The sequence below is a fragment of the Mycobacterium sp. NTMscope_MAC_12 genome, assembly GCF_976985675.1.
Map to the genome: position 1 here is coordinate 2,722,033 of NZ_CDRJYY010000001.1, position 22,975 is coordinate 2,745,007.

General features: G+C 65.4%; 23 protein-coding genes. 6 read left to right on the top strand and 17 right to left on the bottom strand.

All coding sequences use genetic code 11. The annotated features are described in order from the left end of the window. Positions 1 to 29: 29 nt before the first annotated feature. On the top strand, positions 30 to 746 hold the full coding sequence (locus AC0KS4_RS12465) for a TetR/AcrR family transcriptional regulator (RefSeq protein ID WP_238955999.1): 717 nt from the start codon (positions 30 to 32) through the stop codon (positions 744 to 746). Here AC0KS4_RS12465 and AC0KS4_RS12470 read toward each other — a convergent pair. Together AC0KS4_RS12470 and AC0KS4_RS12475 are read right to left on the bottom strand one after the other, a co-directional pair. Next, positions 706 to 2,079 (bottom strand): phosphotransferase family protein, encoded by a 1,374-nt coding sequence (locus AC0KS4_RS12470; protein ID WP_238956000.1) that lies wholly within the window; start codon positions 2,077 to 2,079, stop codon positions 706 to 708. The genes AC0KS4_RS12465 and AC0KS4_RS12470 overlap by 41 nt on opposite strands. Continuing rightward, entirely contained in the window at positions 2,076 to 3,134 is a 1,059-nt protein-coding gene (locus AC0KS4_RS12475) for a TIGR03857 family LLM class F420-dependent oxidoreductase (protein ID WP_338341731.1), read from the bottom strand. Before AC0KS4_RS12475 ends, AC0KS4_RS12470 begins: the two co-directional genes overlap by 4 nt. 48 nt (positions 3,135 to 3,182) lie before the next feature. On the opposite strand from AC0KS4_RS12475, the gene AC0KS4_RS12480 reads away from it, so the two are divergent. Further along, the gene (locus tag AC0KS4_RS12480) at positions 3,183 to 4,268 is read left to right on the top strand and encodes a phosphotransferase family protein (protein WP_238956002.1); all 1,086 of its coding nucleotides are present in this window, start codon (positions 3,183 to 3,185) and stop codon (positions 4,266 to 4,268) included. 8 nt (positions 4,269 to 4,276) lie between these two features. On the opposite strand, the gene AC0KS4_RS12485 is transcribed toward AC0KS4_RS12480, so the two are convergent. Then, entirely contained in the window at positions 4,277 to 5,509 is a 1,233-nt protein-coding gene (locus AC0KS4_RS12485) for an FAD-dependent oxidoreductase (RefSeq protein ID WP_238956003.1), read from the bottom strand. 112 nt (positions 5,510 to 5,621) lie between these two features. On the opposite strand from AC0KS4_RS12485, the gene AC0KS4_RS12490 reads away from it, so the two are divergent. Beyond that, positions 5,622 to 6,200, top strand: coding sequence for a TetR/AcrR family transcriptional regulator (locus AC0KS4_RS12490; RefSeq protein ID WP_308193080.1), 579 nt, complete (start codon positions 5,622 to 5,624; stop codon positions 6,198 to 6,200). Then, positions 6,185 to 6,544 (top strand): nuclear transport factor 2 family protein, encoded by a 360-nt coding sequence (locus tag AC0KS4_RS12495; RefSeq protein WP_238956005.1) that lies wholly within the window; start codon positions 6,185 to 6,187, stop codon positions 6,542 to 6,544. Before AC0KS4_RS12490 ends, AC0KS4_RS12495 begins: the two co-directional genes overlap by 16 nt. Before the next feature lie 205 nt (positions 6,545 to 6,749). Here AC0KS4_RS12495 and AC0KS4_RS12500 read toward each other — a convergent pair whose 3' ends face one another. From AC0KS4_RS12500 to AC0KS4_RS12540, 9 genes are all read right to left on the bottom strand, one after another. Continuing rightward, complete coding sequence (locus tag AC0KS4_RS12500; RefSeq protein ID WP_338341732.1) at positions 6,750 to 7,733, bottom strand: alpha/beta hydrolase; 984 nt, start codon at positions 7,731 to 7,733, stop codon at positions 6,750 to 6,752. A 2-nt stretch (positions 7,734 to 7,735) separates the two neighbouring features. Next, a complete protein-coding gene (locus AC0KS4_RS12505) occupies positions 7,736 to 8,506 on the bottom strand; it encodes a hypothetical protein (protein ID WP_238956007.1) in 771 nt (256 codons plus the stop codon). Between the two features lie 105 nt (positions 8,507 to 8,611). Then, on the bottom strand, positions 8,612 to 9,082 hold the full coding sequence (locus tag AC0KS4_RS12510; protein ID WP_238956008.1) for a VOC family protein: 471 nt from the start codon (positions 9,080 to 9,082) through the stop codon (positions 8,612 to 8,614). Continuing rightward, complete coding sequence (locus AC0KS4_RS12515; RefSeq protein ID WP_238956009.1) at positions 9,079 to 10,539, bottom strand: aldehyde dehydrogenase family protein; 1,461 nt, start codon at positions 10,537 to 10,539, stop codon at positions 9,079 to 9,081. The genes AC0KS4_RS12510 and AC0KS4_RS12515 overlap by 4 nt, the downstream gene beginning before the upstream one ends. Positions 10,540 to 10,563: 24 nt before the next feature. Continuing rightward, positions 10,564 to 11,379 (bottom strand): mycofactocin-coupled SDR family oxidoreductase, encoded by an 816-nt coding sequence (locus tag AC0KS4_RS12520; RefSeq protein ID WP_064939810.1) that lies wholly within the window; start codon positions 11,377 to 11,379, stop codon positions 10,564 to 10,566. 19 nt (positions 11,380 to 11,398) lie between these two features. Next, entirely contained in the window at positions 11,399 to 11,608 is a 210-nt protein-coding gene (locus AC0KS4_RS12525) for a hypothetical protein (RefSeq protein WP_064939808.1), read from the bottom strand. 13 nt (positions 11,609 to 11,621) lie between these two features. After that, the gene (locus AC0KS4_RS12530; RefSeq protein WP_238956010.1) at positions 11,622 to 12,065 is read right to left on the bottom strand and encodes a Zn-ribbon domain-containing OB-fold protein; all 444 of its coding nucleotides are present in this window, start codon (positions 12,063 to 12,065) and stop codon (positions 11,622 to 11,624) included. Next, on the bottom strand, positions 12,062 to 13,261 hold the full coding sequence (locus AC0KS4_RS12535; RefSeq protein ID WP_238956011.1) for a thiolase C-terminal domain-containing protein: 1,200 nt from the start codon (positions 13,259 to 13,261) through the stop codon (positions 12,062 to 12,064). Before AC0KS4_RS12535 ends, AC0KS4_RS12530 begins: the two co-directional genes overlap by 4 nt. A 4-nt stretch (positions 13,262 to 13,265) precedes the next feature. Continuing rightward, positions 13,266 to 14,402, bottom strand: a complete 1,137-nt coding sequence (locus AC0KS4_RS12540) for an amidohydrolase family protein (protein ID WP_014384939.1) — start codon at positions 14,400 to 14,402, stop codon at positions 13,266 to 13,268. Positions 14,403 to 14,543: 141 nt separating this feature from the next. Here AC0KS4_RS12540 and AC0KS4_RS12545 point away from each other — a divergent pair, with 141 nt between their 5' ends. Continuing rightward, positions 14,544 to 15,227 (top strand): TetR/AcrR family transcriptional regulator, encoded by a 684-nt coding sequence (locus AC0KS4_RS12545; RefSeq protein ID WP_014384940.1) that lies wholly within the window; start codon positions 14,544 to 14,546, stop codon positions 15,225 to 15,227. Between the two features lie 4 nt (positions 15,228 to 15,231). On the opposite strand, the gene AC0KS4_RS12550 is transcribed toward AC0KS4_RS12545, so the two are convergent. Continuing rightward, complete coding sequence (locus AC0KS4_RS12550; protein ID WP_041785002.1) at positions 15,232 to 17,688, bottom strand: CaiB/BaiF CoA transferase family protein; 2,457 nt, start codon at positions 17,686 to 17,688, stop codon at positions 15,232 to 15,234. A gap of 165 nt (positions 17,689 to 17,853) precedes the next feature. Here AC0KS4_RS12550 and AC0KS4_RS12555 point away from each other — a divergent pair, with 165 nt between their 5' ends. Continuing rightward, the gene (locus tag AC0KS4_RS12555; RefSeq protein WP_425326368.1) at positions 17,854 to 18,450 is read left to right on the top strand and encodes a PaaI family thioesterase; all 597 of its coding nucleotides are present in this window, start codon (positions 17,854 to 17,856) and stop codon (positions 18,448 to 18,450) included. A gap of 9 nt (positions 18,451 to 18,459) precedes the next feature. On the opposite strand, the gene AC0KS4_RS12560 is transcribed toward AC0KS4_RS12555, so the two are convergent. Genes AC0KS4_RS12560 through AC0KS4_RS12575 form a run of 4 tightly spaced genes read right to left on the bottom strand, consistent with a single transcriptional unit; the run spans position 18,460 to position 22,972 of the window. Next, a complete protein-coding gene (locus AC0KS4_RS12560; RefSeq protein WP_238956013.1) occupies positions 18,460 to 19,275 on the bottom strand; it encodes a mycofactocin-coupled SDR family oxidoreductase in 816 nt (271 codons plus the stop codon). Between the two features lie 8 nt (positions 19,276 to 19,283). Continuing rightward, on the bottom strand, positions 19,284 to 20,786 hold the full coding sequence (locus AC0KS4_RS12565; RefSeq protein ID WP_238956014.1) for a class I adenylate-forming enzyme family protein: 1,503 nt from the start codon (positions 20,784 to 20,786) through the stop codon (positions 19,284 to 19,286). Further along, positions 20,787 to 21,947: an acetyl-CoA acetyltransferase gene (locus AC0KS4_RS12570; RefSeq protein WP_064939800.1), complete on the bottom strand. Its 1,161-nt coding sequence runs from the start codon at positions 21,945 to 21,947 to the stop codon at positions 20,787 to 20,789. Continuing rightward, positions 21,944 to 22,972: an acyl-CoA dehydrogenase family protein gene (locus AC0KS4_RS12575; protein WP_238956015.1), complete on the bottom strand. Its 1,029-nt coding sequence runs from the start codon at positions 22,970 to 22,972 to the stop codon at positions 21,944 to 21,946. The genes AC0KS4_RS12570 and AC0KS4_RS12575 overlap by 4 nt, the downstream gene beginning before the upstream one ends. Positions 22,973 to 22,975 lie beyond the last annotated feature (3 nt).

Here is a 22,975-nt window from a genome sequence, read left to right on the forward strand (position 1 = left end):
CACGGCACCGCGCGCTGCGCGGGATACCTTTGCCAATCGAGAACTTCACCCGTTCGAACCTGATGCCACCGCACGGTGCATACAGGCTGTATGTAGAGGATACTAACTGTATGTCCAGTGGTCAACCTTCGAAAGCACAGAAGCGACCGGTCCGCACCGCGGAAATCGCCGATCGTGCCGAGGCCACCCGGGCGGCGCTCATCGCGGCCGGGCGTCGACTCTTCGTGGAGAAGGGTTACTTCGCCACCGGCACCGAGGAGATCGTCGCCGCCGCCGGCGTCGGTACTCGAGGAGCGCTCTACCACCACTTTGCGAACAAGGAAGCCCTGTTCCTTGCGGTGTTCCTCGCTGTCCAGGAACAGGTGGACAGCCAAGCGCCGCGCCCCGAGGACAGCGACGACGCCTTGAGTGCGCTGCGCGCCGGCCTGCGTGCCTACCTGAAGTCATCGCTCGCCGGCGAGGTCCGGCGCATCCTCATGATCGAAGGCCCTGCCGTGCTCGGCTGGCAGAGGTGGCGCGAGCTACAAGTTCAGTTCGGTCTCGGGTCGATTCGCGCGCTTCTCGAAAAAGCCGTCGAGCAGGGTGCGGTGACTCCCCAACCCCTCGACGTGCTCGCTCACGTACTGTTGGCCGCCGCCGATGAAGCTGCGCAATTCGTCGCCAACGCACCCGACCCTCGCCAAGCCCGCGACGACGCGATTGAGGTCATCGACGGGATGCTGCAGCGGCTTGGTGCGGCGAGCTGATCCCCTTGAAAGGCTGCACCTTTCGGTGAACGGTCATCGCCGATCCTGCTGGCCCAAGGACCGCGTTCGCGCGTAGGAAGCGTCGATAGAACAGCTGCACGAGCGGCTCGTCATGCCGTCCGTCGTCGGACAGCACGAAATTCTCCAACTGCCCGTCCGCGGATGCGACGTCAGTCGGACGGTGCCCGAGTAACGGTGTCAGGTCGTCGAGGTCCTGCTCGTCGAGTTGCGCACCGATCTCCTGGCGGCGCAACAGATGTCTGGCCAATCGGAACGAGTTGCGCACCTCATAGCGGGCGAACGGCTCGCCGATCGTGACGGAGCCCAGGGTCTGCACCAGGTGCCGGAAGGCGATCTCATTGGTGAAATATGCTGATTCAGGCAGATCCACCGCCTCGTCCAGGTCGTAACCCAGAAGTTCGGCGAAAGCTTCGACCGAGTGCAGGTTCGTTTCGGTACACCACTGCAGATTGGTCATGTACGCGGACCCCAGTATCGGTTCTGCTAATGCTCCGTGGAAGGCAAGCTCATTGGTCAGCGTGAACGCCAGGTGGTGGTGCTGGATCGCTGCCATGTCGAGCTGGACCCCGGCCGCGTCGGCGTAGATGCCGTAGAGCGTATCGAAGTCGCCGAAGTTCAGCACGGTGTCCCGCATGCGAAAGGCGGCCAGGTCCATCAGCGGATCCCCGATGTGACCGATCTCGAGGTCCAGCAGCGCGGTGATCCTGCCGTCACAATGGTGAAACTGGCCGGAGTCCCACACTATGGGTGCCTCACGAGTGTTGGCGGGCAGTGGGTTTCGCCGCAGCCAGCCCAATGCAAACTCCACGAAGGGATCCGGCCTACGCTTGGTCTGCCGGTAGAGCTTCTCGAAGGAAGCCATTCCGACCGAGCCCGGTGTTGAAGTAGGCGCCGACGCACGGGTGATGCCGGCCGCCTCGAACTCATCGACGTTCAGCGCGTGGATGCGAGCGAGGATCCGCATGTATTCCGCCATCACCGCATCACGCTCGGCCATTGTGCAATCGGTGAAGTCGGGCCGGCCAGAAACTCGGTCCATCACATAGGCCGGCAACGTGTCGAGCCAGCCGTAAACACGGGGTACCGGAATATCGTTGCGGTGCAGGAGATCTTGAAACGTCATCTCGTGGTGTAGCGGGAACACCAGCGGTGAGTCGATCCGTTGGCCCCGCACCATGAGTTCGGTCCGCTGCCCGTCGAGGTCGACGTCCACCAACCAATTCGGCCGCCACCGGGTCTGCCGTTCGATGAAGACGACCTCGCCGCCCAGGTCTTCGCGGACCCAGTCGCTGATCACCTTGATTTCACTCATGCTCGGGAACCCGTTTCAACCGTCGGAAATAACGGTCCGAGCTGATCGGGCGTACTGCCATGCAGGACGAGTTCATCGGCGCCGGCCTCGCGATACCGATCGAATACCTCGTGGCAGGAGCGCGTCGATCCGATCGCCGCCGCTTCGTCAATCCACGCCGTGGGCAACACCGAAGCTACCTCCACGAGTTCCTCGCGGGTGAGAACGGAGTCCGCCGATCCCCGGATCCCGGCGAGCAACGGATGGGATCGCAACCCCGCCAACGGTTCCCGTTCCCATCCGTTGACCTCTGCCAACCGCTCCCCCAATCCGGGCACCTGGTAGTAGGTCACCGCGCGAGCGCCGACGACCGCGACCTCCTCGGCCGGCGGTAGGTCGCACGCGACCACGACCGTGGCGTACACCCGGACACTGCCCTCAGGTCGGCCTGCCGCGCTTTCGGCGTCGCGGACCACCCGCACCGACCGTCGCACCGCATCCGGGGTGAGGAACGGGTGCAGCAACACGCCGTCGAAGTGCTGGCCCGCGACCGCGAGGCCCTTGGGTCCGATCGCGGCCAGTACCAGCGGCGGCACCGGCTGATCAGGAACATCGTTGAGCCGCAACGACGGAAAGGTGCCCGCTGGCCCGTCGTATCGCACCTTCTCGCCACGGCACAGCCGCCTGAAGATGTCGGCGTTGTCGATCAGCGACGCGTTAGTCGACGGCGGCAGGCCGACCGCGGTCCACATCGCGTCCACCGAGCGGCCGACGCCGATGATCATTCGACCGCCTGACAACGCCTGCGCGGTCATGGCCAGCGACGCCAGGACGGCCGGATGCCGGGATTGAAAGTGGGTGATGCCGGACGCGATCCGAATCGTGGTCGTCACCTGACTGATAGCGCCCGCGAGAACGCCAAGGTCCTTGGTGCCCCATCGTTCGCTGAGCCACAGGGTCCGTAGACCCAGCCGCTGCGCCGCCGCCGCTTGCGCTATCGCCGCGCGAGGATCGGCGACGCGCCCCGGCAGCGTGTACGCACCGAGCGGCACCCGGCTGGATTCGGGATCTGACATTCGCCTATTCTGACAGTAGTGTTCACAAAGTGCTAGGAGGGGTCGCCGATGGCATACACGCCGGCCCGGGGTGACGTCGGCACGGGTGTTCGCGAGACTCTCCATTCATGGCTTCCCCCACGGCTTGCGCCAGCGGGAGCCAAGACCTTCGATATCTCGTCATTCAGCAGTCCCGATGCCGGCTACTCCGGCAAGACCGTCTTCTTCACCGCGGCTTGGACTGATCTGACAGGGCGTCATCAGACCGCAGAACTCGTGTTGCGGATGCAGGCGAAGGATCATCAGCTGTTCACCACACCCGACGCACCCCGGCAAGCCGAGGTGATGCGTCGGCTCGGCCGGCACGGAATCGCAGTGCCACACATCGTCGGCGTCGAGACAGATCCGTCGATGCTGGGAGCACCGTTCTATGTGATGCGACGGGTACACGGCCGCACGCCGTCCGATGTCCCGAGCTGGCATAAGCGCGGCTGGACCGCAGCCTTGTCCGCTGCTGATCGGGAATTACTGTGCGACAACGGCCTACGCGCACTGGTGACGGTCCACCAGGTCAATGCCCCGGACGACCTGGCGTTCCTTCGCGCCGATGGTCCCCATGGGTTCACCGCTCTGCAGCGCTACCTACTCACCTTGCAAGATTGGTATGACTGGTGCCGCGATGACCTGAAGGTTGGCGCAGACACCTTGGCCCGCGCGCTGCGGGTGATCCACGAGCAGGCTCCCGAGACCGACGCCGAGACCATCGTCTGGGGAGACGCGCGCGTCGGCAACATGTCGTTTGCCGATGATCTCTCGGTGGCTGCCCTGTTCGATTGGGAGACAGCCAGCACCGGGCCCGCCGACATCGATCTCGGCTGGTGGCTCATGTTCGAGACGTTTCTCTGCGAGTCGCTGGGGTTCACCAGGCCTCCGGGAGTGCCGACCGACGGCGAATTCGTCAGCCGTTACCGGGAATTCGGGGGAAACTTGACCGGTGACATCATCTACTACCAGCTGGTGGCGGCCTTCGTATTGTCCCTGATCAACAACCGGCTTGCGCTGCTGTTGGTGCGCGACGGCCTGGATGTGGCGACCGCGCGCAGCTACCCGCAGTCCGCGGTCGACCTGGTCGAGCGGTACCTCCGACAGCTGTAGCGGTTGGCTCAGGCCAGCGCCAGCGTAGTCAGGATGTCCGGTGTGTAGGCCTCGTCCGGGGCTTCCCACGGCCCGGCGTGCACCGCATCCAGGGCCGCACCGAGCTCGGGACGGTGGTGCAGCAGCTTGAACATCCGTGACCTACGGGCCAAACGATCCGGCATGCCGAATCCAGTGAGCAGGTCTGTCAGCGCACTGGCGAAGCGCAGCCGTCCCATCCGCAGGCGTCGTTCCTGGACATACCCAGCCAGCCCGTGCGGTGTCCAGTCGGAACTGCCCAGCAGCGCCTCCGACAGCACCCGCGCGTCACGCATACTGATACTGAGTCCCTGGGCGGTAACCGGATTGCTCCAGCCGGCCGCGTCGCCGATGAGCACCGCGCCGGGCACGACGGGCTCGTCAACCCAGGCGTCATTCATCGGAAAAGTCGCGCACGGACCGATCGGGGTGGAAGCGGCGAGCGCATCCGAATTCGGGAAGATTGGCGTGCGGAACGCGTTCATGAATTCCCCGACCGCGGTGATCCCCTTCAGGGGTGCGGGATCGTCGACACTGCGACCGACGTAGAGCCGCAATCGGTTGTCCGCTCGCGGGAGGACGATGTACTGGTTCCGGCCGTCCACCGAGATGGCGGTTTCCGTGCGATCCCACACTCCCCCGTCGTCAACCAGCATGCCCGACAACCGGACCCGGGCGTGTGTGGTGAACAGCGTCATCGCGAGCGCAGACCTGATGGCCGACATCTTGCCGTCGGCGCCGACGATCAACCGGCACATGGCGGTTCGCCTGCCGTCGTCCGTCTCGTAGCCGACCGAGGGGGTCGTACCCGCCGTTATTGCCGTCCGGCGAACGCCGCGCACAACCTCGGCGCCGGCCTTGACCGCGGCCGTGGCCAGCGCCTCGCGCAGCTCCGGATGGCCCACGCCCACCACACCCGGCGCGTTCTGGACCGCTGTGGACAGGTCCCTGGAACGCCGCTGGGCCTGCTCGACGCTGAAGCCCTCGTCGTACGGGACCATCTTCGTCATCACCGACACACCGTCGGCCTGCAATATCGTCTCGGCTACCCCTACCTCGACGGCCTCGCGAAAACCCCAGGGCACCATGGCCTCTCCACGCACGATGTCGCGGTAGGTCTGCTCACGTTCGAGGACCCTCACGGCGATGCCCGCGTTGGCCAGTCGAATCGCGAGCGTGCATCCGGCTATCCCACCTCCAACAACCACAACATCGGCGTTCATCAGACTCCTCTCCCCACCAACCCCATTTACTATGACATAATGGGATTCGCCGACGCCCAGGAAGAAGGGGTGATGACCCATCGGACGCCGAGGCGGGACTCAGCCGTCCCCTATTTCGAAGGTCGACGTCGTCGAGGCCGCACTACGTGTCGTCGCGCGGTGTTCCTTGGCAGAGTTGACGGTTCGGGAAGTCGCCGCCGAATGCGGGGTGACACCCCCCGCAATTCACTACCACCTACGCGGTGGTGACGACCTTGCCGATCGCGTTGTCGAGGCGGTCGCCGCGCGGATCGATGTGCGGATGGATCCGGACGCCTCGTGGATCGACCAGTATGTCGAACTGGTGCTCGCCATGGACCGGGGCTTCCTCGCTTATCCGGGCACCGGCGTGCACGCGCTGACCTCGACGGGCCCGTCGGTGGCGGCCACCCGGCTCACCGATACCGCCCTGGACATCTTGCGCCGCGCAGGGTTCACCGAAGACGTTGCCGTGCAGACCTTCACCGCCACCTACTTGATGTTCGTCGGATGGCTAGCCACCCGGGGTCGCGCCGAGGGCGACACCATCCATCCGGCACTGGCCGCTGCCGGCGCCGAAGACCTGGGCCGCGATGACGGTCAACCGCTCGAAGGTGCGATCCGCCGCATCTTGGCAACCGCAGAAGGAGACTCACAGTGTCCGACAAACTGACAGCGACCGACGACGCGTCCTGGGTGAAGCGCTACTACGCAGACTGGGATTGCGGTGACGCGGAGGCGATAAGCGCGTGGTTCGACGACGATGTCGTCCTCGAAGACGTCCCGACTGGCCATATCGCCACGGGCGCAAGCGAAGCCCGCGCCTTCGTCGACGGCGCATTGAAACTCGCGCCCGGTGCCAACTATGAGGTTCTCGCAGCACTGGTCAGTGGCGAGCAGTTCGCCGTCGAATGGATCATGCACCCGGCCGGTCTGCACGGCGCTTCGGTGGGGACTGTGCGCGACGGCAAAATACTGACCAACCGCGACTTCTGGGATGCCTCACCCAAGAAGTGAGCCCGGTACGCCTCGGTCGCTGCCTCCCGGCACGCTGCAATGTCCTTGCGTAGAAACGATTTCGCCTTCTCCGTGAACAGGTCGATCCCTCCGATGCGGTGGGCATGCGCGGCGGCACCGCTTCGACCGCTGCGGCCCTGGAGCGCGGAGAGCAACGCGCCTGAATCTACGTTCAACTTGTCACTGTTCTGCTCACTGCGCTCTCCTAAACCTGAACAGGGGCGACGGGCAGGACAGTTCGTAGCCACTGCGCGATCCGGTCCCACAAATGTCCGCGGTGGCTCGCGAAGTTGTGGCAGTGGCCCGAACCCGGAACGAGGTACAGAGTTACGTCCGGCGAACCGGTGTAATTGGCGGGCTCTGCATACGGATTCGGTGATACGTCGAGCGCCGCGCCGAAGGCCAGGAACACGGGTACATCCACCAGCGGGGCGTAGCGCTCGACCATTCCGGGAGTGGTCACCTCGGCGGCTGCTCGGACCGGAACCCGGCTCTGCACCGCGGTATCCGCATCGACGACCGGTTGGGGCACCTCACCGGCATAGAACAATTCAAGTAGATACGAACGAGGCGCGAACGTGTGACTGTCTGTGGGCTGGGCCCCCGTGAGTTGGCAGGACACCTCAATGGTTTGTTGAATCCGCTGTTCCAGATCCTGTGCGTCGGCGGTGCTTTCGTACACATTGGTGATCTGCACGCCGTATCCCAGCAGTGCGACGGCGTCATATGGACGGGCGGTGGCCTGCACCATGGTTGTCAAACAGGCACCCATCGAATGGCCGACGCCGATCAGCGGGACGGTCATCGGCGGGAGGTCGTCGTGCAGATTGCCATGTCGTAGCCGCTCCCTGACCTGGCGCGCGACTTCGGCATCACCTTTGGCAAGCAACTCCAAACCCAACGGTCCGGACGAAAGCGGATCGGTACTGTCGCCGATCCCAAGGTGGTCGACGGCGATGACGACGAAGCCGGCATCGGCCATGTGTTCGCCGAAGCTGTAGCCAGGATGTTCCTCGATGTCGATATGCCAGTAGTGCTTGTCGTAGGTGCCGCCGGCGAGGCAAACCAGCACGGCTGGCGCATCGGCGGGCCGCTCGGGAAGAAAAGCCCACGCCGCCTGCATCAGCTGCTCACCGGAGCCCACTGCTGCCGTGACGTCGAACGTCAACGGAACTGGCGCGTCAGGCATGGTCAGTGCGACGGAACGCTGGTCGCAGGTTCGGGTGCCGTATCGTTGCGCGGAATCGACAGTGCTCTGAAGAACGAGCCCTTCTCCGCAATCGCAACACACCCATACGCGACGATGCAACACAGTGCGATGGTTCCCGCGCCGCCAAGCCATCGGCCCGACGTCGTCCAATCCGAATGCAGGCCGAGGACTACCGGTGACGTCACGCCGCCGAGAACAGCGCCGTAGGAGATCGTCGGGATCACCAACAACCACAGCCACTTCCAGCCCTGTATCCGTGGCACCAAGAGGTAGAGAATCACTGCACCGACGATCGAACCGGTCGCGTCGGCGAAGGCGAACCACACATTTACCCCGCCGAACATGAACGGTTGGTCGCCGTAAAACCCGCTGATCCCAAGCCAGCCTGCCGCGGCGGTCGCCAGCGCGTCGATAAAGACCACGATTCCGAACAGACCCCAGATCTGTCGTCTGCTCACCCCGCGCTGGAACAGCCGCCACAGAATGTAAGACGTCCCACCGAAGAACCAGGCATAGCCAATCACGGTGAACAAGGGCACGGTTCGCTCATATGTGTTGAACAATCCGAGCGCGTTGTCCGGCGGATACCAGTACAGGAGGGTGTTGTCGTAGACCGGTTCGACCACGATGGCCGATATGGCAATGCCAACGAAGAGCAACGGCAGGATGGGTCCCCTCCGGCGTTCGCCTGAGAACCACCACCACACCAGCAACGCCACCACAATGACGGCGGCTGCGGCGGTGAAACCCACCGACGGGCCGGTGGGAGGGCTGAGCTCGGTGGGCATTGGGATGTAGTCGGCAGGCAAGATCATGACAGCCCCCTCCAGCGCATTTCGATCCCCCGCGTCATGACGTCAGTCCTTCTTCAAAACTCGGCAAAACTCCATCTTGTTGCCGTCGAGGTCGTAGAACCACAGGAACTCAGCATTGCGACCCGCACGGACGCCGTCGGCATCGGCCGGGAACCCATCCACGGTCTCATCTCTGAAAAGCGCGCCGCGACTCTCGATTTGGTGGCGAAGCGGTCCGAGTGGCCTTCGCGTCATGAAGACAAGAGTGGGCGGATGTGATTCGTGGTCGCAATCCCCGTGGTCGGCTCCCGTTTCGCTCAGGAACACCTTCATGCCCGCAAGAAGAAACACGGCGAAGGATGTGCCGACGCCGTCGAGGCTTGTGTCGGTGCCGCGGTGGACGGGCCGGGTCCCGAAAACACTGGAATACCAACGCACTGACGCGTCCAGGTCGCGCACGTGCAGGGTCAGCGAAGCGCTGGCGTGGTCGAGGACGTCTTCGTCGGAGGCCACCTGATCGGTCGCCGCCGTCACGCCATGCTCACGGTCTTGAAATGCAGGAACTCCTCGAGGCCCGCTCGGCCACCTTCCTTGCCCATCCCACTGATGCCGATGCCGCCGAACGGGCGCGTGCAACCGAGGTTAGGGGCGCCGTTGATAAGCACCTCGCCCGTGTCGAGTTCCTCGGCCACCCGGTGCGCGCGGCGCAGATTGTTTGTGAAGACGTAGCCCGACAGACCGTACGGGGTGCCGTTCGCGATCTCGATCGCATGCTCCTCGTCGTCGAACGGGATCATCGAGAGCACTGGCCCGAACACTTCGGTCTGCGCCAGCTCCGATTGCGGGTCCACGTCGGCGAGGATGGTGGGCTCGAGGAAATACCCGTCGGCGAGCTCACCGCCCAGGCGTCCGCCGCCAATTACCAGGCGCGCGCCGTCCGCGATGGCCCGCTCGACCATTCCCGAGATCCGGTTCAGCGCCTGCTGACTGACGACCGGTCCGGAGATCGTGTCGGCCTCGAACGGATGGCCCACCTTCAAGAAACCGGCGATTGTTTTCACCCGCTCGATGACCTCGTCGTAGATCGATCGCTCAACGATCATTCGAGTGGGGAAGGCGCAGCCCTGCCCGCTGAGTATTCCGACCGACATCATCGTTCCGATTCCGCATGCGGTGTCGAGGTCTGCGTCGGCGAATACGATGTTGCCCGACTTTCCACCAAGTTCCATCACCGCCGGCTTGATCTGATCGGCGCAAGACCGCAAAATCTTTCGCGCCGTCTCGGGTCCGCCGGTGAAACTGATCTTCTTCACCAACGGGTGTTCGACAAGCGCTGCGCCTGCTTCGGCCCCACCGGGCACCACGTTGATGACGCCGTCGGGAACCCCGGCATCTGCGGCGACGTCGGCGAACAGCCCCGCGGTGAAGGGCGTCAACTCCGACGGCTTGATGACGACCGTGTTTCCTGCCGCGATTGCCGCAGGAACTTTCATCGCCAACGAGATCAGCGGGCCATTCCACGTGATGATCGCACCGACGACGCCCCACGGCTGCGCCAGCGTGTAGCTGAACTCGCCGTCCGCCCGCAGCGTCGCGGTCACCTCACTGCTGAGCTTGTCTGCCCACCCGGCGTAGTAGCGGGTCCACTCGACCGCCACGGGGAGCATGACCGACGAGGTCGCGATCGGTGTGCCGTTGTCCAGCGCGGCCATTCGCGCGAAGTCCTCCGAGCGCGCTTCGATGAGATCGGCGAGGCGCATCAGCAGCTGCCGGCGGTCTGCGGGTTTGGTGCGGCGCCAGTTCAGATATGCCGCGTGCGCCACCTGCACCGCCCGGTCAACCTCGGACAGCCCGGCCATCGGGACGTCGGCGTCTGGCCTACCGGTCGTAGGATCGATGTGCTGACGCACACCTCCCGAGCCGGTGGATAACCGTTCGGCACCGATGCGCAATTCGACTTTGGGACGCTCGACGTCAACGGAACTCGTCATTGTCGATTACTTCCTCTCGGGCGGTCAGCGGACGGCGAAGCCGGCGTCAAGCGGCCAAGCAGTGCCGGTGATGAACTTGGCTTCGTCAGAGACCAGGAAGGCCACCGCGTTCGCGATGTCCTCGGGCATCAGGATCTGAATCGGTAACGCGTTCTGCATCGTCGACAGCGCGGGGTCGTTTGCTTCGAACATCGCCGCCATCGCGTCGTTCATCACCATCCCCGTGGCCACGCCCGTCGGATGAATCGTGTTGACGCGAATGGAATACTGCGCCAATTCGTTTGCCCACACTTGCATCAAGCCCACGAGTCCGCGCTTGGCTGCTGTGTAGGCCTGCCCTCCCACCCTGTCGGTGCCGGTGCCCTTGAGTCCGGCACTCGACGAGGTGATCACGATCGACCCACCGCGTCCCCCTTCGACCAGTGCGGGGGTGGCGGCCTCCACGGTGTTCCAGACGCCGATCAGGTTGACATCGACGATGTCGCGGAACGCCTTTCGCCGGTCTCCACCGGCGCCGAGCCGGATGACTCCGGCGTTCGCGATGACGATGTCGAGTCGACCGAATTCGCCGAGACCATCTGCGACGACCTGCTCGACGGCATCGGCGTCACGCACGTCGGCCTGACGCGCGACGATGCGCCTGCCCTCCTTCTCGACGAGCTCGACGGTCTCGTCCAAGTCTTCCCGGCTGGCGTTGGGGTAGTCGATGGAATCGATGTCACGGCAGATGTCCAGCGCCACGATGTCCGCGCCGTCCGCGGCCAGTCGCACCGCGTGAGCGCGGCCCTGGCCACGCGCAGCACCGGTGATGAAGACAACTTTGCCGTCGAGATTACCCATGCGTTCGGCTCCTCAGAAACTAGTCGGTCGCGCTAGCTGTGTGAATCCTCGCCTGGCGCAGGCCTTCCTGCGGGTCATCGACAATCACGTCCCACTCGCCGCACGAGCACGTGCACCGAAAGTGACCGTTCACGGGGAGAATGGCCTGGCCGTCGCAGTCTCCGCCGGTATTGGCGATGCTGGTGAGAAACTCCAGCGGCTTCTCATGAAGCGCACTGTCGTCGGACATGGCGTTTCTCTCCTTAATCGGTTTGAGCGACACGGAAGATCGGCAGTAGCCAACCGTCCGCGATGGGTGAGAAGTCGACGCGCAGCGACAAGCCGATGGAGACGTCGGCTGGTGCGACGTCAACGACATTGGACACCAGCCGGGCTCCCGGCGCGTCGGGCAGGTCGAGGACCGCAGACACCAACAGCAAGTCCGGCATGCCGGGAAACCCGTGCACCACCGCAAAGCTGTACACCGTTGCCACACCACTGAGCTCGACCCAATTCACTTCCTTGGACTGGCAATTGGGGCAGAACGGTGTCGGGGGCAGCCGGAACGTCTGGCACTCCGCGCACTGCGGCGCGACGAGGCGACGCTCCTTCGCGGCCTGCCAGAAAGGCTCGGTGTCTTTGTTGACCGCAATCCGGACGTGCTCGCCGGGGATGGTGGTGGCCAGAATTGCTGCCGCGGTGCTCACGCTGCCTTCCCCAGAATGAGGCCGCTGACCGGCAAGCTCGCAGGACCGCCTGTGACCAAAGCCAATTCGGCGTCCTTCACTTGATTGATGGCCGTACCGCGCATCTGCTCGACCCCCTCCAGGATGTGAGTCATTCCGATGATGTAGGCCTCAGACAGTTGTCCGCCGTGGGTGTTGACCGGGATGCTGCCGCCGTCGAACCGGATGGCTCCACTCTCGACGAACGCGCCACCTTCGCCCTTGCCGCAGAACCCGTAGTCCTCGAGCTGCATCAGCACCATCGGCGAGAAGTGGTCGTACAAGAGCGCCACGTCGATATCGGCGGCCCCGGCGCCGGCCTGCTCATAGAGTCGCTTGGCGATGGGCGCGTTGCCGGAGGACGCGAAGTATTCGTCCGGCATCCCCATCCACGCGAACGCTCTGCCCCAATCGCGCACACCGCCGTGCGCGGCGGCGACCACGGGTACCGGCGGCTGCTTGAGGTCCTTGGCCCGATCCATACTGGTGGTGATCACCGCGACGGCGCCGTCGGTTTCCTGGCAGAAGTCGTAGAGACACAAGGGCTCTGCGATCATCCTGGCGTTGAAGTAGTCCTCCAACGTCAGTGGCTGGCGGTGCATGGCCTTCGGTCGGTTCAACGCGTTGGTCCGCGTCGACATTGCGATCTCCGCGAAGGCTTCGCGGCGGGTGCCATACAGGTGCATGTGCCGGCGGGCCAGGACGGACATCAGCTGGCCCGGTCCGAAAAGGCCCGACGGCTGCAGGAACGAGTTGATCGGATCCGGGTCCATCGCTGAGAACACCGACCCCAGGCGCTGCTTAGCCTGCTGCAACGCCATCACCGTGACCACCACCGAGGCGTCACCCGCCACGATCGCGGCACGCGCCAACCCGATTGCCCCCGCCGAACCACCTCCGCCGGACGTCAGCGCCGCGGTGAACCGAACTTCGGGAATGCCAAGGGTTTCCACGAAATCAGCGGTGTCCATCTTCTCGGTGTAGCCTGCGCTAGCACCCGAGTAATAGGCGAAACCGTCGATGTCGGTGACCGGAACACCGGCATCCTCGCAGGCGGCCAGGATGGCTTCACCGGCCAACTCGGTGATCGACTTGGGCAGCGAGCCGCCACGCTTGTAGTAGGGCGTGGCGCCAACGCCGACGATGGCGACATCGCGTAGGCCCGACGTATTCGACATGCGCTCAGAACTTCTCGGCCGGGATCGGCGGCACGTCGGGGAACAGTTCGTAGAAAGTGCCCTGGGTGATCCGTAGCCTAGTCTCGTCGCTCACGCCGTCGAAGAGGCCCTTGAGGGTGTCCTGCGTGTGACCGAAGGTTCCCTCCATGTGCGGGTAGTCGCTGCCGAACATCACGTTCTTGTAGCCCATGTGGTCGAAGGCGGCCACGGCGGTTTCGTCATGCTGGAACGACGCGTAGACCTGGCTGTAGAGGATCTCCTTGGGGCTGCGGGAAAGCTTGGGCCGTACCGCCATATGGTGCTGGCGGTATCCCTCGAGCATCCGGTCGCCAAGGAACGGCACCCACGTGGCTCCACCTTCGGAGATGAGCACCTTCAGATCGGGATGGCGATCCAGGGCCCCGGAGGCGACCATCTTCATCGCCGCGCGCTGCCCCGAGAAGGTCGTCTCCGCATAGTTCAGCACTGCCCCACCCGGTCCGCGGTAGACCATGCCCGCACCACCGCTGGCGCCGCCGACCGTCATGTCCACCGGGTCGGTGCCGATGTGAAAGGCGATCACCATGCGGGCTTCCTCGGCGGCGGCCCAGAATGGCTCCCATTCCTTTCGGTGCCAGTCGGGGGCGCTCGGGTGCGGTGTGGTCGGCAGGAAGACCGCCTTGAAGCCCTGTCCCGCGGCCCAGTGCAACTCCTCGATCGCGTCCTCGACAACCAGCGTCGACACCTGCGCGGTCACCACGTAGCGCGGCGACACGGCGCAGATCTCCTCGAGCGCCCATTCGTTGCTGGCGCGCATGCACGCCTTGAGCAGTTCGGGGGTGCGGAACGTCGAACCCCACATTCCCAGCGAGGGGAAGATCACCTCACCCCAGACGCCTTCCTTATCCAGGTCCCCGATGCGGGCCTTGGCATCGCGGATGCCTTGCGGCTTCATGCTCTCCTCGAAGAAGGCCGTCATCGCCGACGACGGGAGCTTGCGCCGGAAGATCTGCCCGTCGACAAAGACGGTCTCGTACTCCCCGTCGGGATCCTTCTCCGCGCGCGGCGTCAGGTCGGCGAGTCGTTTGGGCAACCGCGATTGCCACAGGTCGTCGGGTTCCAGAAAGTGAGAGTCTCCCGAGTTCGTCCAGATCATGCTCATTAGTCCTCCAAGGGTCCGAGCCGCTGCTGCTGATGATGCCAGCCAGGGGGCAGGAAAGTCCAGCATTTTTAATGCTTGTCCATTATTATCTCGACATCGGCGTGGCCAGCGGTAGAACTGTGACGGACGGGAGGAACCGCGATGAGCGAACTGAGCGCCGATTCGCAGGCGGCCACGCGGCGTCGCAACGCCTCGGGTGAATCCACGCGCGTGATGCTCATGGAGGTCGCCGAACGGCTATTCGCCACGCGTGGCATCGAGGCGGTGACGTTGCGGGAGATCCAGCAAGCTGCAGGACAGTCCAACACCTCCGTGATCAGGTACCACTTCGGCTCTCGCGACGGCCTCATCCGCGCGCTCGTCTCCTACCGCCAGGCCTCGCTCGGAGCCGATCGACAGCGGATGCTCGCGACTATGCGCGAGCAGGGCAAGGAGGCGGATCCCCGCGCCGTGGTGTGGCTGCTGGTGCGGCCGCTCGCCAACAGCATCGCCGCGGGCGAGATGTTCGTGCCGTTCCTGGCTCGGCTCAGTGAGGATCCCCGGGCGCGCAGCGACTATTGGCCGGATCACGTCGACGACGAGTGGACCCAGGAGCAGCTGGAGGAGTTGGTCGACGCCGCGCTGCAGGACCTGCCCGAGCGGATCAGGCGCGGACGGACGTTCCAGCTGTACATCAGCTTGATCAACGTGCTGGCTGCGTCCGCCCGATCCGGGCACGGAGTCAGCGAGGCGCAGCTGCACAACTATGTGGACACCTGGGTGGGCATGCTGACCGCACCGGTGTCATACGAAACCCGTGCGCTGATCGCCGCCGACGACTCCTGACGGTCTAGCTGCCGCCGCCGATCACCGCGTTCTCCCGCAGGGCGCCGATCGCGTTCTCGTCGAGTCCGAGTTCGCGCAGTACTGCGTCCGTGTGCTGACCGATCGTGCAGCCCGCATCCGCCCGTGTCCGCGATCGCGAGAACCGACACAACGGCGCTAGACGACGGTGCTCCTCGAAGATGGGGCTGACCGCCTCCACCGCGTAGCCGGCCTCGAAGTACGGGTCAGTCTGAAGCACCAGTTCTGAGTTCGCCTCCACCACCTCGACGCATCCGACGTCCTGCGCGGTCAGTTCGTGTTCCCACTCCAACTTGGTCTTGGTGGCGAACACCGGTGTCAGCGCAGCGATCAGGTCGTCGTCGTGAGCCGCGCGGGCGTCGGCGTCGGCGAATCGCTCGTCGGTGTGCAGCTCGACGTAGGGTGACATGGCCTTGGCCAACGCAGGCCATTCGCGCGGCAGCGGTGCGGCGAGGAAGACGTAGCCGTCGGCCGCGCGGTACATCCGGTAGAGCGCATTCATTCCGAAGAACTGGTCATCGGCGGCACGTTCCGCCGGACGCGACGCGTAGCTCGCGTTGTACGGAATCATCGCCTGCTGGACGGTGCCGAGCATGGTGGTGACCACGTTCGTCAGCTTCATGCCGCGGCGCTTGGCGTACAACGCGACGAGTAGCGCTGAACCGACGCCGTGCGCCGCGATGCCGTCGGACTGCACCGCGGGGACGGTGCCGCCCGCGTGAAGCTGGACTGCCCGTCGGTGAAGGTCGTCCACGTCAGCAGGTGGGTCACCCGAATCGTGGCTGTCGATCAGCGAAAGGCCCGACGCCGCGCCGACCGACGGTGCGTAAGCCGCGCGGTGCGCGAACGGGCCGTCGAGCCCGTAGCCGGAGGTAGTCACAAAGGCCAGGTCGGGGTTGACCGCCCGCAGCGACGCCTCGTCGATCTTCGCCCGCTCGGCAGCCTTCCCGCGGAAGCACTGGAGCACGATGTCGGACCGCTTCGCGAGTTCGTACACCAGGTCGAGCCCCTCCGGCTTGGTGAAGTCGATGGCGACACTCTCCTTGCCCTGCAGTACCTTTCCCCCGCCGGCCTCCGGGAACGCGACCAGACTCCTTATGTTGTCCCCTTCGAGCGGCTCGACCTTGATCACGCGCGCACCCAGGTCGGCCAACAGCGTGGCGCCGTACGGGCCCGCGAACATGCTGCCGAACTCCAGCACCGTCACACCGTTAAGCGGCGGGCGATCCGCAGCGACGCCGTTGATCGTCGTGGCTTCCACCGGATCCGCGACGATCGGTGCATCGTTGTGCTCACCGAGTCGTGGGGCGGGCCGCAGCTCGGTCAGCGGCCTGCCCTCTGCGTGAATGAGGGTCGACGGCTGCCGCACCGGCCCGAACTCGGGGTCGGTCACGGTGACGGCACGGCCTTCGTGCGCGGTTTGAGGATGGTCCAGCGACTCCTCAGGAGTCCGGAACAGCTCCCCGCTGAGGTCGAGGTTCTCCGCCATGGCCTGCTGCCACTCGGCGAGCGTGCGGCCCCGCACCCGCTCGATCATCATGTCCCACCACTCGGTGCGGAGTTCGGGAGTTGGGAGCATGGGGAAGCCCTGCCACTTCGGATCCGCGAGTTCTCCCAGCAGATCCAGTTCCTTGAGCCACGCACCGATCAGCTTGGGTGACACCTGGGCGAACTGCAGCCATCGGCCGTCCTTGGTCGGACACACCAGCAGCGCGTAAATGAGGTACGCCTGCGGCCTGCCCTGGTCGTCATAGGCGGCATCCATCGGCTCGTAGGCGCCCGGATAGCGTTCGAGCACCATCTCGTAGAACCAGTTGTACGGATCCATCGAACCCATTCCGGTCACCAGGTTGGTCTCGACGACCTGACCCAGCCCGCTGGTCTCCCGCTCGATCAACGCCGCGAGCACCCCCTGAACGGCGGCGTGCGCCGCGCCCCAGGACGCATAGGAGAAGGTGACGAAGGCCGGACCCGGTCGCGGGGTGAGGCCGCGCTTCTCGTGCATGACGCCGGTCTTGGCCATCACCAGCGCCTCCCAGCCCTTGTAATCCCGGAACGGACCTGTCGAGCCCCATCCGGTGATCGTTGCCACCACGAGTCGCGGGTACCGCCGCGACAGCGCGTCGTGGGTGAGACCCAACCGCTCGGCGGTTGTGGGCCGCATAGTGTTCACCATGACGTCGGCGCGCTGCAGCAGCGCCCGCAGCCGGTCGAGATCGGCGTCGTCATGCACGTCCAGTGTCACGCTGCGCTTGCCACGCAGCAGAGCGGGCCAGCTCGCGAGGCCGCGCAGCGGACTGCCGTCGGGCGGCTCGACCATGATCACCTCGGCGCCGCAGTCGGCGAGGAACTGCGTCGCCTGCGCACCGGGCAGTGTCGTGGACAGGTCGACCACCACTAGGCCGGCCAGTGGACCAGCCGATCCCGTTCCGACTTCCGGCATTTTCGCTCCTACGGTGTGCGGGCAGTTTCGTTCGCGACGTGTTGTGACGCACGCCACGCCAGCATCGCAGCGCCTAAGATTAATGTCAATGCATTAGTCTTGAAAAATGACAAACCGAGGAGCACCGTGACCGAGCAGCCCGTCGAGCGTGGTGGTTTCCCGCAGATGCGGTCCTGGCAGGAACCGACTGTCCGCAGCCCGGGCGGTGGCCCGGAGTACGGCGACATGATCGCCGCGTTGCGGGACTTCCTCGACGACGTGGCCGCCGCCGCTCCGGACACAGCGACCATCGAGGCTTTGGCCAAAGACCTGAAGAGTTGGGCCGACAGACTGTCCCCCGACGCCGTTCCGGAGCGTAGGCAGATATTCGCCAGAAGACTCGACCTCCCCGGTCGCGGGCAGACCATGTCCCCCAATTTCATTCCCGTCGCAGGCGATCACGAAAGCGTGCAGGGCACCGTCACGTTCGGCCGGTACTTTCTCGGCGGTGGTGGTGCGGTGCACGGTGGCGCGATTCCGCTGCTCTTCGATGAAGTGCTCGGGCGCCTGGCCAGCAGCGGTGATCGGGCCCCCGCACGAACCGCGTATCTGCACACCGACTACCGCTCGATCACGCCCATCGGCGAGGAACTCGTAGTACGCGCCTGGTTCGTCAGCGAGCAGGGACGCAAACGGATTCTGCGCGCGGAGCTGCGTCACGGCGACACCCTCTGCGCCGAAGCCGAGGGATTGTTCATCGTGCTGCGCCCTGATCAACCCTGAGCACCTGTTTCAGCGGACCGCGAATCCGGCGTCCAGCGGCCAGGCCACCCCGGTGATGAACTTCGCCTCGTCGGAGACCAGCCAGGCCACCGCACCGGCAATATCCTCGGGCATCAAGATCTGAATGGGCAACGCGTTCTGCATGGCCTCGATAACGGTGTCGCCAGACTCCAGCAGTCTGCCCATGGTTTCGTTCATCACCATGCCGGTCGCGACGCCGGTGGGGTGGATGGTGTTCACCCGGATCCAGTGCTGCGCGAACTCGTTCGCCCACACCTGCATGAGTCCGACGAGACCGCGCTTGGCGGCGGTGTACGCCCGCCCGCCGACCCGGTCGGTGCCAATGCCCTTGAGGCCTGCGCTGGAACTCGTCAGGACTATGGACCCGCCGCGGCCGCCGTCGATAAGCGCGGGCAGCGCCGCCTCGACCGTGTTCCACACCCCGACCAGGTTCACGTCGACGATGTCTCGGAAGATCTGGCGGCGGTCCCCGTCGCCGCCGAGGCGGATGATGCCCGCGTTGGCGATCACGATGTCCAGCCTGCCGAATTCACGAACGCCGTCGTCGACGGCCTGCTGCAGCGCGTCGGCGTCGCGGACATCGGCCTGGTGAGCGACGATTCGTCTGCCCTCGTTCTCGACGAGCTTGATGGTTTCGTCGAGCTCGTGGGGCGTGGCGTTGGGGTAGTCCATCGAATCGATGTCGCGGCAGATGTCCACCGCAACGATGTCGGCGCCTTCGGAGGCGAGCCGAACCGCGTGTGCGCGGCCCTGACCCCGCGCCGCGCCGGTGATGAACGCCACCCGTCCGTCGTGTCTACCCATTGACGGTCCTATCCTCTTGTCGGTTGCCGACGTTGAATGTCGCTGTCGTGCTGAATGATCAGTTCCCTCAGAGCTATCCGGTCCGGCTTGAGCATCGCCGTCAAGGGCAGCTCGTCGACGATGAGCAGTTCGTCGGGCGCCTTATAGTCCGCCAGTTCGCTGGTGACGTGTGCGCGAAGCTCGGACAGGGTCGGTGGAGCGGCGCCGTCCGCGGGGACCACGCACGCGACGCCGATCTCGCCGATCACCGGTGCGGAACGGCCAACCACAGCAACCTGTTTCACGCCGGGATGCCCGGCGATCGTCCGCTCGACCTCGCCGGGATGGATGTTGTATCCGCCCCGGATATACATGTCGCCACTGCGTCCGACGAGGGTGAGGTTCCCGTCCTCGCCGAGCACGCCGACGTCACCGGTGCGCAGCCATCCGTCCCGCAGCACTTCGGCGGTTAGCTCCGGGTTGCGCCAGTAGCCGCGCATCACGCAGGGTCCGTTCACCTCGACCACTCCATCGGGGCCGATGCGGACATCCATTCCTGTGGCGGGCCGCCCCACGGTACGGAACTGCACTTCGGGGGGATCGGTCGGTTCGGTGCCGCAGATGGTCGGACACTCGGTCATCGCATATCGCACCACGAGCGGAACTCCGACGCGCTCGGCGACCCGGCGTACCAAGTCGGGGGGCGCCGGCGCCGTGGCTGCGATCCCTATCCGTAAGTGCGGCAACGTATCTGGGCTCACACCGTCGACCTCGAGCAGTTTGGCCCACTGCGTTGGAACGGCACCTGCCACGGTGACCCGTTCAGCGCGCAGGACGTCGAACATGCCCTGCGCCGACCACGGCGTCGGCGGTACCACCAGGGTGCTGCCCCACACCAGCTGGTCCCAGAGCTTGAACATGTAACCGGCGTGGGCGAACGGGGTGGATGTCAGGCGACGGTCGTATGGCGCGCTCATGACGCCGGCCGCCGCCGCACCCGCTGCCAGCCGGTCGGCGTCGTACACCGCACCCTTCGGCGTCCCCGTAGTCCCGCTGGTGAAGACGAGGGCGACCGGATCCCGTCTGTTCAAGTCCACAGCAGGGGGTGCCGATCGCGAGGTGGCTGTATCCAGCGACGCCCTTGACAGCACCCGGCGCCCCCCATCGGGTAGTGCACCGCAACTGTCGTCAGCGACGATCAACGTGGGATCAGCTTGCTGCAGAATGGATTCAAGCTCGCGCCGACCCAGCCGCGGATTCAGTCCGGTGGTGATCGCACCGATCATCGCCGCCGCGGCGTAGCACGTCGCATAGTCGATGCCCGAGGGCAGCCACAGCGCCACCACGTCGCCCTTGGCCACTCCAATTTCGACGAACTGGGCGGCAATGGCTCTTGCCCGATCGATCCACTCCGCGAACGTGATTCGCGCTCCCGGCTCGACGTAGGCCTCGAGATCCGCGTGAGCGGCGGCCGCGAACTCCAACATCGACCGTATGTCGGCGACGTCGGAACTCAGCGGTGCGCGTGCCACCTACGGCTCCTCGGCGCCGAGAATCATTGTGGCACTGGAACAGAACCATCCGCCGGTTCCGCTGACGCAGGCAATGCGGGCGTCGGGGACCTGGCGCGGTCCGCATTCACCACGCAGCTGGCGTGCCGCCTCGACCAACAGGAAGAGACCTCGCTGGCCTGGGTGGCAGGCCGAGAGCCCGCCACCATCGGTGTTCGTGGGGAGCTGGCCGCCGAGACGCAATGCGCCCTGCTCGACGAACGCGCCGCCCTCCCCCTTCTGACAGAAGCCGAGATCCTCGAGTGTGAGCAGCAGCATGTAGGTGAACGCATCGTAGAGTTCGGCGACGTCAACGTCCGAGGGTGAGACGCCTGCCCGCGCGAAGGCCAGCGGTCCGCTGACCGACGCCGGGCCGACGGTCAGGTCGTCCCACTGGGAGGTGAGCATGTGCGAGGTGGTCTCGCCCGAGCCAAGCACCCAGACCGGTTTGTTTCGTAGGTCTTTGGCGCGTTCCGCGCTGACCAGCACGACGGCCGCTCCCCCGTCGCTGCGGATGCAGCAGTGCAGCTTCGTGAACGGGTCGGCGATCATCGGGCCCGCGAGCACGTCGTCGACGGTGATGGGGTCCCGGTAATACGCCTCGGGGTTGTCAGCCGCGTTGAACCGCGCCGACACCGCGACCTCGGCGAGTTGCTCGATGGTGGTGCCATAGACGTGCATGTGCCGGCGCGCGGCCATCGCGTACTTGGAAATCAGGGTGTGCCCGTATGGCGCCTCCCATTGCAGTGGTCCGCGCGCACCCCAGTTGATGTTGGCGCCCCGCAAGCCCTTTCGCAGATCAGCCCGCGCAGTCGATCCGTACGTCAGGAGCACCACATCGGCATGCCCGGCGGCAATCGCGTCCGCCGCGTGCGCGGCCATCACCTCCCATGATGCGCCGCCGACCGCCGTCGAGTCGATCCAACGTGGCCGCAGGCCGAGATACTCACCGATATCGACCGGGGGCAGCGTGCCCTGACTGGTGGACGCCAGGCCGTCAATGTCCGCCGGCGTCAGCCCGGCGTCGGCCAATGCCCGGCGGCTGGCCTGAGCGATGAGCTCGTAGGGTCCCTTGTCGTCGACCCGCCCAACGTCCGACAGGGCGACACCCGCGATGGCGGTGTTTCTTGAGGCGCCGCTCACTGAGCGCGGTCCTGGGCGAGCAGCTCGGCAAGCACCTCGGTGGGCTCGGCGAAGAGGTGCCGAATTACGTGGGCACGCTTGAGATAGAGGTGCATGTTGTTCTCGAAGGTGTAGCCCATCCCGCCGAACACCTGAATGCCCGCAGCCGCGTTGTCGACTGCGGCCGAGCCGGCCACCGTCGCGGCGGACAGCACCTGCAGCAGCGCATCCGTGCGTCCCTCGGCCAGGGCGATCCCCGCGAAGAACGTCTGCGCCTGCGCCGCCTCCGCGGCGATCTCCATGTCGACGCACGCATGCTTGATGGCCTGGTGCACGCCGATGGGCTTACCGAACTGCTCGCGGGTCTTGGCGTGCTCCGTCGCGGCGGCAGCCGCGGCCGCCGCCAAGCCCGTGAGATAGGCAGCCGCAAGCACCGTGGCACGCGCCCAGATCCATTCGTCCTGTGCGGGCAACCAGTGTAGGGGTTCCGCGGACTCGACTGTGGCGGAGGCCATTCGAGTTCCCGGATCCGCCGCGACCACCGGCGTCAGCGCGCCAAACGACTCGATGTTTACCAATGCAGCGCCGTCGCGGGCCACAATCAGCGCGTACGAGGCCCCCGCCGGCTCGAACAGGTCGAAGGTGCCCTTAACAGGTTGCGCCCCGCCGTCGCCACGAAGGACCGCAAGCGCCACCGTCGCATTGCCTGCCCCGATCCGCTCCGCCAGCGCTGCGTCCTCGCAGCGGGCCGCGACCCGGGCGGCGAGTGTGCCCGCGAGGAACGGACCGGGTGCCAGCCGCCTGCCGAGTTCGATGAACAGCAATACTTCGTCGTCGATGGGCCTCCCCGAGCCGCCCGACTCCTCATCGAGTCCGAGCGTGAGCAGTCCGAGCTCGGCGCATTCTCGCCAAAGCGCTTCGGGCACAGCCGCTTCAGTGTGACGGTTGGTGCGGATTTGTTCCACGGGCAGCCGCTCGGCAAGGAATTCTCCCGCCGCCGCCACGATTTCGAGTTGCTCAGGTCCTGGAAGCAGATCCACGGTCATCTC

What these genes read in the sequence shown, in the direction of transcription:
- AC0KS4_RS12545 (WP_014384940.1), top strand. Translation starts at nt 14,544, where the DNA reads ATGAGCGAACTGAGCGCCGATTCGCAGGCGGCCACGCGGCGTCGCAAC.
- AC0KS4_RS12480 (WP_238956002.1), top strand. Translation starts at nt 3,183, where the DNA reads ATGGCATACACGCCGGCCCGGGGTGACGTCGGCACGGGTGTTCGCGAG.
- AC0KS4_RS12540 (WP_014384939.1), bottom strand. Translation starts at nt 14,402, where the DNA reads ATGAGCATGATCTGGACGAACTCGGGAGACTCTCACTTTCTGGAACCC.
- AC0KS4_RS12525 (WP_064939808.1), bottom strand. Translation starts at nt 11,608, where the DNA reads ATGTCCGACGACAGTGCGCTTCATGAGAAGCCGCTGGAGTTTCTCACC.
- AC0KS4_RS12475 (WP_338341731.1), bottom strand. Translation starts at nt 3,134, where the DNA reads ATGTCAGATCCCGAATCCAGCCGGGTGCCGCTCGGTGCGTACACGCTG.
- AC0KS4_RS12485 (WP_238956003.1), bottom strand. Translation starts at nt 5,509, where the DNA reads ATGAACGCCGATGTTGTGGTTGTTGGAGGTGGGATAGCCGGATGCACG.
- AC0KS4_RS12470 (WP_238956000.1), bottom strand. Translation starts at nt 2,079, where the DNA reads ATGAGTGAAATCAAGGTGATCAGCGACTGGGTCCGCGAAGACCTGGGC.
- AC0KS4_RS12515 (WP_238956009.1), bottom strand. Translation starts at nt 10,539, where the DNA reads ATGACGAGTTCCGTTGACGTCGAGCGTCCCAAAGTCGAATTGCGCATC.
- AC0KS4_RS12555 (WP_425326368.1), top strand. Translation starts at nt 17,854, where the DNA reads ATGCGGTCCTGGCAGGAACCGACTGTCCGCAGCCCGGGCGGTGGCCCG.
- AC0KS4_RS12500 (WP_338341732.1), bottom strand. Translation starts at nt 7,733, where the DNA reads ATGCCTGACGCGCCAGTTCCGTTGACGTTCGACGTCACGGCAGCAGTG.
- AC0KS4_RS12535 (WP_238956011.1), bottom strand. Translation starts at nt 13,261, where the DNA reads ATGTCGAATACGTCGGGCCTACGCGATGTCGCCATCGTCGGCGTTGGC.
- AC0KS4_RS12560 (WP_238956013.1), bottom strand. Translation starts at nt 19,275, where the DNA reads ATGGGTAGACACGACGGACGGGTGGCGTTCATCACCGGCGCGGCGCGG.
- AC0KS4_RS12575 (WP_238956015.1), bottom strand. Translation starts at nt 22,972, where the DNA reads ATGACCGTGGATCTGCTTCCAGGACCTGAGCAACTCGAAATCGTGGCG.
- AC0KS4_RS12520 (WP_064939810.1), bottom strand. Translation starts at nt 11,379, where the DNA reads ATGGGTAATCTCGACGGCAAAGTTGTCTTCATCACCGGTGCTGCGCGT.
- AC0KS4_RS12550 (WP_041785002.1), bottom strand. Translation starts at nt 17,688, where the DNA reads ATGCCGGAAGTCGGAACGGGATCGGCTGGTCCACTGGCCGGCCTAGTG.